At 64.7% G+C, this 7,140-nt stretch carries 3 protein-coding genes and 1 pseudogene; all 4 read left to right on the top strand.

All coding sequences use genetic code 11. From position 1 onward, the window contains the following. Positions 1-28: 28 nt before the first annotated feature. Positions 29-4,243, top strand: a complete 4,215-nt coding sequence (locus B2W70_RS08185) for a pilus assembly protein (RefSeq protein ID WP_286744627.1) — start codon at positions 29-31, stop codon at positions 4,241-4,243. Beyond that, the gene (locus tag B2W70_RS08180) at positions 4,240-4,749 is read left to right on the top strand and encodes a type IV pilin protein (RefSeq protein WP_286744625.1); all 510 of its coding nucleotides are present in this window, start codon (positions 4,240-4,242) and stop codon (positions 4,747-4,749) included. Before B2W70_RS08185 ends, B2W70_RS08180 begins: the two co-directional genes overlap by 4 nt. 674 nt (positions 4,750-5,423) lie before the next feature. Continuing rightward, complete coding sequence (gene ribD / locus B2W70_RS08175; protein ID WP_286744623.1) at positions 5,424-6,680, top strand: bifunctional diaminohydroxyphosphoribosylaminopyrimidine deaminase/5-amino-6-(5-phosphoribosylamino)uracil reductase RibD; 1,257 nt, start codon at positions 5,424-5,426, stop codon at positions 6,678-6,680. Between the two features lie 123 nt (positions 6,681-6,803). Further along, positions 6,804-7,140: pseudogene (locus B2W70_RS08170) on the top strand (riboflavin synthase); the annotation flags it as partial.

Here is a 7,140-nt window from a genome sequence, read left to right as displayed (position 1 = left end):
TTCGGTTGTGCGTCGCAAGCCGGTCGGGTTGCTTCAGGAGTTCGGCACCAGCGAGCAAAAGCAGCAACGCGTGCGAGCTGAGTTCGGCCTCATCACCGGCAGTTACGACGAGAACCTGCGAGGGGGGCAACTGCGCAAGAACATCGGCAGTTTCAACGATGAAATCGATCTCGAAACGGGGCGATTCTGTCACCGCATGCCGGCCAGCGACGCTGCATCGCCGAGCAGTTGCGGGGGGATCTCGTTAAAAACGTTCGAGAACTCTGGTGGCGCAACCATTCCGGGCATCGCGCGGGCGTTTGACAGCCTGACCCTCTTTGATGCGGGAGACTACAACGCCAATTCGCCTGCAGTGCCTTTCCCGCTGCCCAGCGAGGTGACCAACAAGTTTTTCCCGTCCTGGGGCAACCCGATGTCGGAAATGATCACCCAGGCGCTGGCTTACTTCGCCAACATCGGCATGGGTGGTGCCCAGGTCGGAACGGGCAGCCGCGATGCCAAGCAGGGCCTCCCGGTGGGCATTGCACGCCAGGACCCGCTTGTGGACACCGCCATTGATCCGGTGTCGGGGCTGTCTCGCAAGGCGCTCTACGGACGGGCGATTTGCCGACCGATGCACATGCTGGCCATTTCGAGCGGGTCGGTCACCCACGACACCGATGAGGCAGATGCCGCTCAGGAGGACGTGTACGGTGATGCCGCCGCCTTCATTGCGAAGAATGGCGCTTCAACGGCGACCATCCAGTCGCTGACCAACCTGGTGGGTGACATCGAAGGCATCACGAACACGGCTCGCTCTGTGGGTTCCGCTAACGGTGGATTCGGTGTGGATTGCACGCTCAAAAACATCGGCCCGGCCGTCACCGAGGGCCTTGCGAAGGTGGCTGGGGTGTGTCCTGAGGCCCCTGCGGTCAAGGGCACCTACCTTGGGGCGGGTGCGGCTTTCAGCGCCAACACCAGAGCCGTGCGCGAGCGCACAGAGCTGCAGAGCGCCAACGGAGCGTCCGTGCTGGATCGCAACCTGCCGGCTCACGCCCTGCGCGTGCGCTCGTACGCCGCCACGCTGTCTGGTGGTGTCGCGCGCATCGACGTGCCGATCCCTGGCAAGCCCGGTAAGTTCGTGTACATCACCCCTGAGAGCTCCTGGGATTTCCAGGGCTTCGATGGCAAGCAGACCCGCGGTGAGCTGATGCCCGGCGCGATGCTGACGTTCCGAGCAATTCATGGCACGACGAGGTCTGCCTCGTACGTGGTGACCTGGAACGATGCCCAGTTCGGGGGAGACTACGACATGGACATCGTGGGCTTCTTGCGCTGGGAAATCAAGGACAGCCCAGGCAGGCCCGGTACCTATGACCTGGAAATCACGACCGACATCCTGAACCAGGAAGCAGGAGCGCCTGGCGCGCATGGCTTCAGCGTCATCGGCACCGTGGACGAGGGTCTCCCAACAGGTTACTCCCGTCCCGATCGCTACCTCACCCATGCGGGCATCGAGTACTCGGCCAGCTCGGACTGTGCTGAGTTGCGCTCCCGGGGAGATGCGGATTTCGCCTTGCGTTGCGGCTACAGCGTGGAAGGCATGTCCACAGGGGTGGGGCGCGATGGCTACGCCTGGCCTACCTCGTACAACGGTCAGGCGATCAACTTCGTCGGCGAGGGCAGCAAATCGTCCTCCGTCGTCAAAAAGTTCCTGGTCACCGAGGGGGTCGCAGACGTGACGCTGCGCGACCCCCTTTGGTATGTTGCCAAGTACGGCAGTTTTGACACGGGCGAAAAGAGCTTCGCGTGGAGTTCGGATGCCAAGCCCGAAGACCGCAAGGGCGCTTTGCCTGTCAACTGGGATCGCAGCAACAACAACAACGCAGCCTGCTCTGCGCAGGGGTGTGCCGACGGTGAGCCGGATGGCTACTTCCTCGCGCGCCGACCTGAGTTGTTGGAAGAGCGACTGCGCAGCCTGCTGCTTGCCCTCACACAAGGCAGCAACTCGGCCCCGGCGGTCTCGTCCAGCCAGTTGCTGACCAGCAGCATCAAGTACACCGCCGAATTCAGCCCCGATGGTTTTGGCGGCACGATCAAAGCGTATGCCGTCAACGACGACGGGATTTTCAGCGATGAGTTGGGCTGGAGTGCTTCTGAGCTGATGGCTGGCGTGGGCACCGATCGGGTGCTCATCACCGATGATGCGCGTCAGGGCCTGAGCTTCGATTGGGCTGGGCTGAGTGGTGACGCCCTGGTCAACTATCGCGCTGCACTGATTGGCTTGGGCGTGTCTGCGCCCCCGACCCCGGCAGAGGTGACCGCGGTCAATGGCCAAGGCACACGTGTGAGGAACCTCATTGATTACATGCGCGGCGAGCGTGGCCAAGAGGGACTCAGCTTCCGCATCCGTCGGGACGGGGTCATGGGCCCCATCGTGAACTCGACCCCCTGGTTGCAAAGCAGCACCACCGCAGGCCGCTACTCGGACGTTGACTTCCCGTCCGGCACAGCGTCGTATCGCACTTTCGTCAACCAGAAATTGACTAAGGCACCTGTGCTGTGGGTCGGCGCGAACGATGGCATGTTGCATGGCCTTGATGCCGACAGCGGCATGCCTTTGTTGTCCTATGTGCCGAGTCCACTTGTTGCACGCTTGGGCACCGCGCTGGCCGCTTCGAACCGCGATCCCGTGGCCCTGATGGATGGCAGCCCATTCACGGGCGACGTCCTGGTGTCGTCCGCAAGGGGCTTCAATCCGTCCGGGGCGACGAAGGCTTGGCACACCTACCTATTCAGTTCCCTTGGGCGCGGCGGGCGGGCTGTTTTCGCGCTGGACGTGTCCGACCCTGGGCAACTCGCTTTGGCAACATCGGCGCCCCAGGCCTTCAAATGGGTGTTCACGTCGCAAGACGATGCCGACTTGGGTTACCAGTTGCAGGATCCCGTGCGGCATCCCAATTCGGGGCAGCCTGCGCAGATCGCCTACCTCAACAATGGGGAGTTCGGGCTGCTGGTTCCCAACGGAAGCGGTTCTACCCAAGGACGCGCCGCACTTTTCATTCTGTCAGTCAACGGGCCAACTGTGCCGTCGGGCGACGGGGCGCCGATCTGGAGCCAGGTCAGCGCAAATGGCGTGGCAGCGTCCTATCGCAAGATCGTGGTGTCGGGCGCCCTGGACAGCGGCAATGGGCTGATGGGTGTCACTTGGGTCGACCTGGACGACAACGGAACGGCAGATGTGGCCTATGCCAGCGACTTGCGTGGCCAGATCTGGAAGTTTGACTTGCGTTCGAGCAACCCAGCCGAGTGGGGCTCGGCGCTGGTCTCGGCCGGCCAGCCCAAGCCGTTCTTCACCGCAAAGTCAGGCACTCGCACGCTGTCGATCACCACGGCCCCCGTGGCCCTGTTTCCCAACATCGGCGGCACGATGATTTCTTTCGCAACAGGTCGGGCCATCGACTCTGGTGATTTCCCAGATCTGTCGGTCAAGCAGCGATTCTTCACGGTGTGGGACAAGGGTCGGTACGCCGAGGATTTGGTGAGCCCACCGATCGAGGCGGACAGCGCAACCGGACAGGTGGCCATTCAGAATGCCCTGCCAGATGTGGACGCCACCCGCACGATTGCGCGCGACGGAGAGACCCCGCGCACGGTCAACACGTTCATTCGCCGGGTGCTGCGTCGTGACCCGATCACTGGTGCGGTATACCAGGTCAAGGTCAACGACCAGGGCGCCATCGTGCTCGTGGATGGCGAGGAAGTTCGGGTGCAAGGCAATACCGGCACCCAGGACTTCAAGCCTGCCGAAAACGATGGGTGGTACCTGGAATTCCCCGCCGATGGCGAGGCGGTGATCAGCTCCCCCGCGCGGCGGCAGAATTTCGTGGCGTTCACCACGGTGCGCCCCAAGTCCGAGGCCGAGCGTGAGCAGTCGTGCACCGTTGGCCCCGAAGCCACTTTGTACGCTTTCAACCCCATCAATGGCCTGCCCATTCGCAGCTTGCTGGCAGATGGCACCATGGACATGGGCATCGCCTTCCGCGACCAGAAGTACACGCTCGTCTTAACCGGTGACCGTGAGCGCAGGGCTCAAACAGGGGGGAAAACAGATTTCAGTGCCGTTGGTGCAAGCGGTGAACAGAAAATCAGCACCAGCGCCTCCAACCTTCGCATCCAGTGGCGTGAGATCACAGGCATGCGCACCCGCCCGGCAGCCCAAACGACCAAGGATGAGCCCGCTGCCGAGGAGGCCAAAAAATGAGTTTCTGGGCTACCAAACCTTCTATTCGGCACGCCAGTCGCCGTCAACAAGGCTTCACACTCCTCGAGTTGATGATCGTGGTGGTGGTGGTCGGTGTCTTGGCCAGCATCGCCTATCCGTCCTACATCGAGTACGTCGCCCGGGGGCATCGCGCCCAGCTCAAGACGCAGTTGCAGGCCGCGCAGCATTGGATGGAGCGCTACTACAGCGAGCGGTACTTCTATGGCAATGCGTTGAATTCCGAGGATCCGCCTGCGGCGTTTGCCAACCAGGCGTTCGCGACCAGCCCGCCAGCGGGGGAGGGGGACGCCCGCTACACGCTGGCGGTGACGCCCAACGGTGGTGGTCAGGGCTATCAGATCACGGCGTCCAGGGCTGGTGGCATGACCGATGACCCGTGTGGTGACCCGACCGTCACGCACCTCGGTGTCAAAGGTCTTGTTGAAGACTCCAGAGGCGATCGCTACGACGACGATGCTGCGGCCGTGGCGGCCTGCTGGCGCTGAGGCGGCCCGGTGGCTCATTCAGCCCGGTCGTCTCTGAACTCGCCAGCGCTGTGGGTGTCTGTCTTTGCCGTGATTCTTTTGCATGGTGTGGGGACTTGGTGGGTGCAGGCGGGACGGCGAGGCGACCACGATGGTGCGCACCTTGGCACCGTTGCGCGAGGCGATGCTGGCATGAAGCTCAGCTTGGCAACGGTTCGGATCCATCGGGCTGACTCGCAGGTTGCCGAGTCATCGCAGACTGCCCCTTCAGATCTCGCGAGCCTTGAGTCCGAGCACCCTCACCCTCCGTTGACCCCATCGCCCGGGGCGCAGTCGACATCCGGGGGGGCACTGTTGAACACCCATTACGTGAGTGCCAACGAATTGGACCAGGGGCCAGCCCCCCAGCCTGGATGGGTGCTGGACGAGTCTGCGTTTCCACCTGGCCGCGAAACCAGACTGTTGGTGCGGGTGTGGGTGACTGCGGACGGCGACATTGATCAGGTTGCGCTCGTGCATGCCGATCCGCCCGGCGAGTGGGCTAGCCGGGCCATCGAGCCCTTGATGGAGACCAAGATGTCTGTGCCTCTCCGGGGTGGCCGTGCGGTGCCTGCGGTCCTCGTGGTAGAAATTGCGGCACAAGACGAAGGATTCCATTGACAGCAGTGGGGCACGGCCCCGTTGGTCAGCTATCGATGCCGCGAGACCCAGCTCCCGAAAGCACCTGGCTCCAGGCCGCCCTCACCCAGGCCCGCCTTGCCCTGCCCATCTCCAGCCCCAACCCCCCGGTCGGCTGCGTGATCGTGCGCGGCGACCGCCTCATCGGTCAGGGTCACACCCAGCAGGCGGGCGGCCCTCACGCCGAGGTCATGGCCATGCGCGACGCGCAAGCGCGGGGCGAACGCCTCCAAGGCGCCACCGCTTACGTCACCCTCGAGCCTTGCTCTCACCACGGTCGCACGCCCCCCTGCGCCGACGCCCTGATCCGCGAGCGTGTCGCACGCGTGGTCGTGGCGCTGCACGACCCCAATCCACTGGTGGCGGGGCAGGGCGTTGCCAGGTTGCGCGCTGCGGGCATCGCCGTTGACGAGCTGCCGCCTGACCACCCCGCCGCCCTCGAAGCGCGGGAGATCAAGATCGGCTTTCTGTCTCGCATGGTGCGCCAGCGCCCCTGGGTGCGCCTGAAGGTGGCCGCTTCTCTGGATGGCCGAACGGCGCTGGACAACGGCGTCAGCAAATGGATCACCTCTCCGGCCGCGCGCGAAGACGGGCAGCATTGGCGCGCCCGCGCGTCGGCTGTGCTCACAGGCATCGGCACGGTGCAGGACGACAACCCGCGACTCGACGTGCGTGCGTTCGAGGTGCCTCGCCAGCCCCTGCGCGTGGTGCTCGACAGCCGCTGGCGCATGCCGCCCGATTCGGCCATGCTGGGCACACCGGGTGGTGTGTTGGTGGTGGGGCTGCAGCCGGTCGATGGCGCTGCGAAAGCCCGGCAGTCGGCGCTGAAGGCAGCGGGCGCCGAGGTGTTGGAGGCACCGCCATGTGTCGCAGACCAGCCTGCCGCCTCTGCATTCGCACCCCTTGATGCCCAGGGCGCTTCACGTGTTGCTGTCGAGGCGAAGGCGCAATCGGCCGATCTTTTGAACGGCGCCACCACCGTGCCGGCCCAAGTCGACATGGCCTGGCTCATGCCCGAGCTCGCCCGCCGTGGTGTCAACGAGCTGCACGTCGAGGCTGGCGCCCGCCTGAATGGCCATTTGATCGAGCAGGGGTGGGTCGACGAGATCCTGGTGTATCTTGCGCCCAAGCTGCTGGGCCCCGGACGGGCGCTGGCCGCGCTGTCTCCGCTCAGGGGGCTGGATGGGTGCTGGCAAGGCGAGGTCCGCGACCTCTGCCTGGTCGGCCCGGATGCCCGCCTGATCGTGCGCCCGCCCGGTCGCGAACGTTTCTGAGGTCGGCTGGGGCGATCGCCCTGGCCCGTGGCATCGGTTTCGCGGGCGCCTGCGCGCGCCCGTGATCGGTACCAAGCTCTCTCTGTGCCTTCTTCCCTCCCAATCCACGTCGTCGAGAAGTCCATGTTCACCGGCATCATCACTGGCGTTGGCCAGGTCACCGACAACCAACCCCTGGGCGAGCTGCCCACCCACGGCCGCCGCCTGACCATCCAGGCCCCGGCTGGTTACCTCGAGGGCGTCGGCCTGGGCGACAGCATCGCCATCAACGGCGCTTGCATGACGGTCACCACCTTCGACGTGGCCGCCAGCCGCTTCACCATCGCTGTCTCGGCCGAAAGCCTGGCGCGCACGGTCGGTCTGGCTGGCACGGGTCACCGGGTCAACCTGGAGCAGGCCCTGCGCTCGCACGACCGCCTGGGCGGCCACATCGTCACCGGCCATGTCGACGGCGTGGGCG

It is taken from the genome of Aquabacterium sp. UBA2148, assembly GCF_002328915.1.
GTDB lineage: Bacteria > Pseudomonadota > Gammaproteobacteria > Burkholderiales > Burkholderiaceae_C > Aquabacterium > Aquabacterium parvum.
The sequence above is the reverse complement of the archived record's forward strand: the minus strand, read 5'-3'. Positions and strand labels throughout refer to the sequence as shown.

Bases quoted from the DNA above. Each gene is read 5' to 3' on its own strand.
- B2W70_RS08180 (WP_286744625.1), top strand. From the start codon at position 4,240: ATGAGTTTCTGGGCTACCAAACCTTCTATTCGGCACGCCAGTCGCCGT.
- ribD (WP_286744623.1), top strand. From the start codon at position 5,424: ATGCCGCGAGACCCAGCTCCCGAAAGCACCTGGCTCCAGGCCGCCCTC.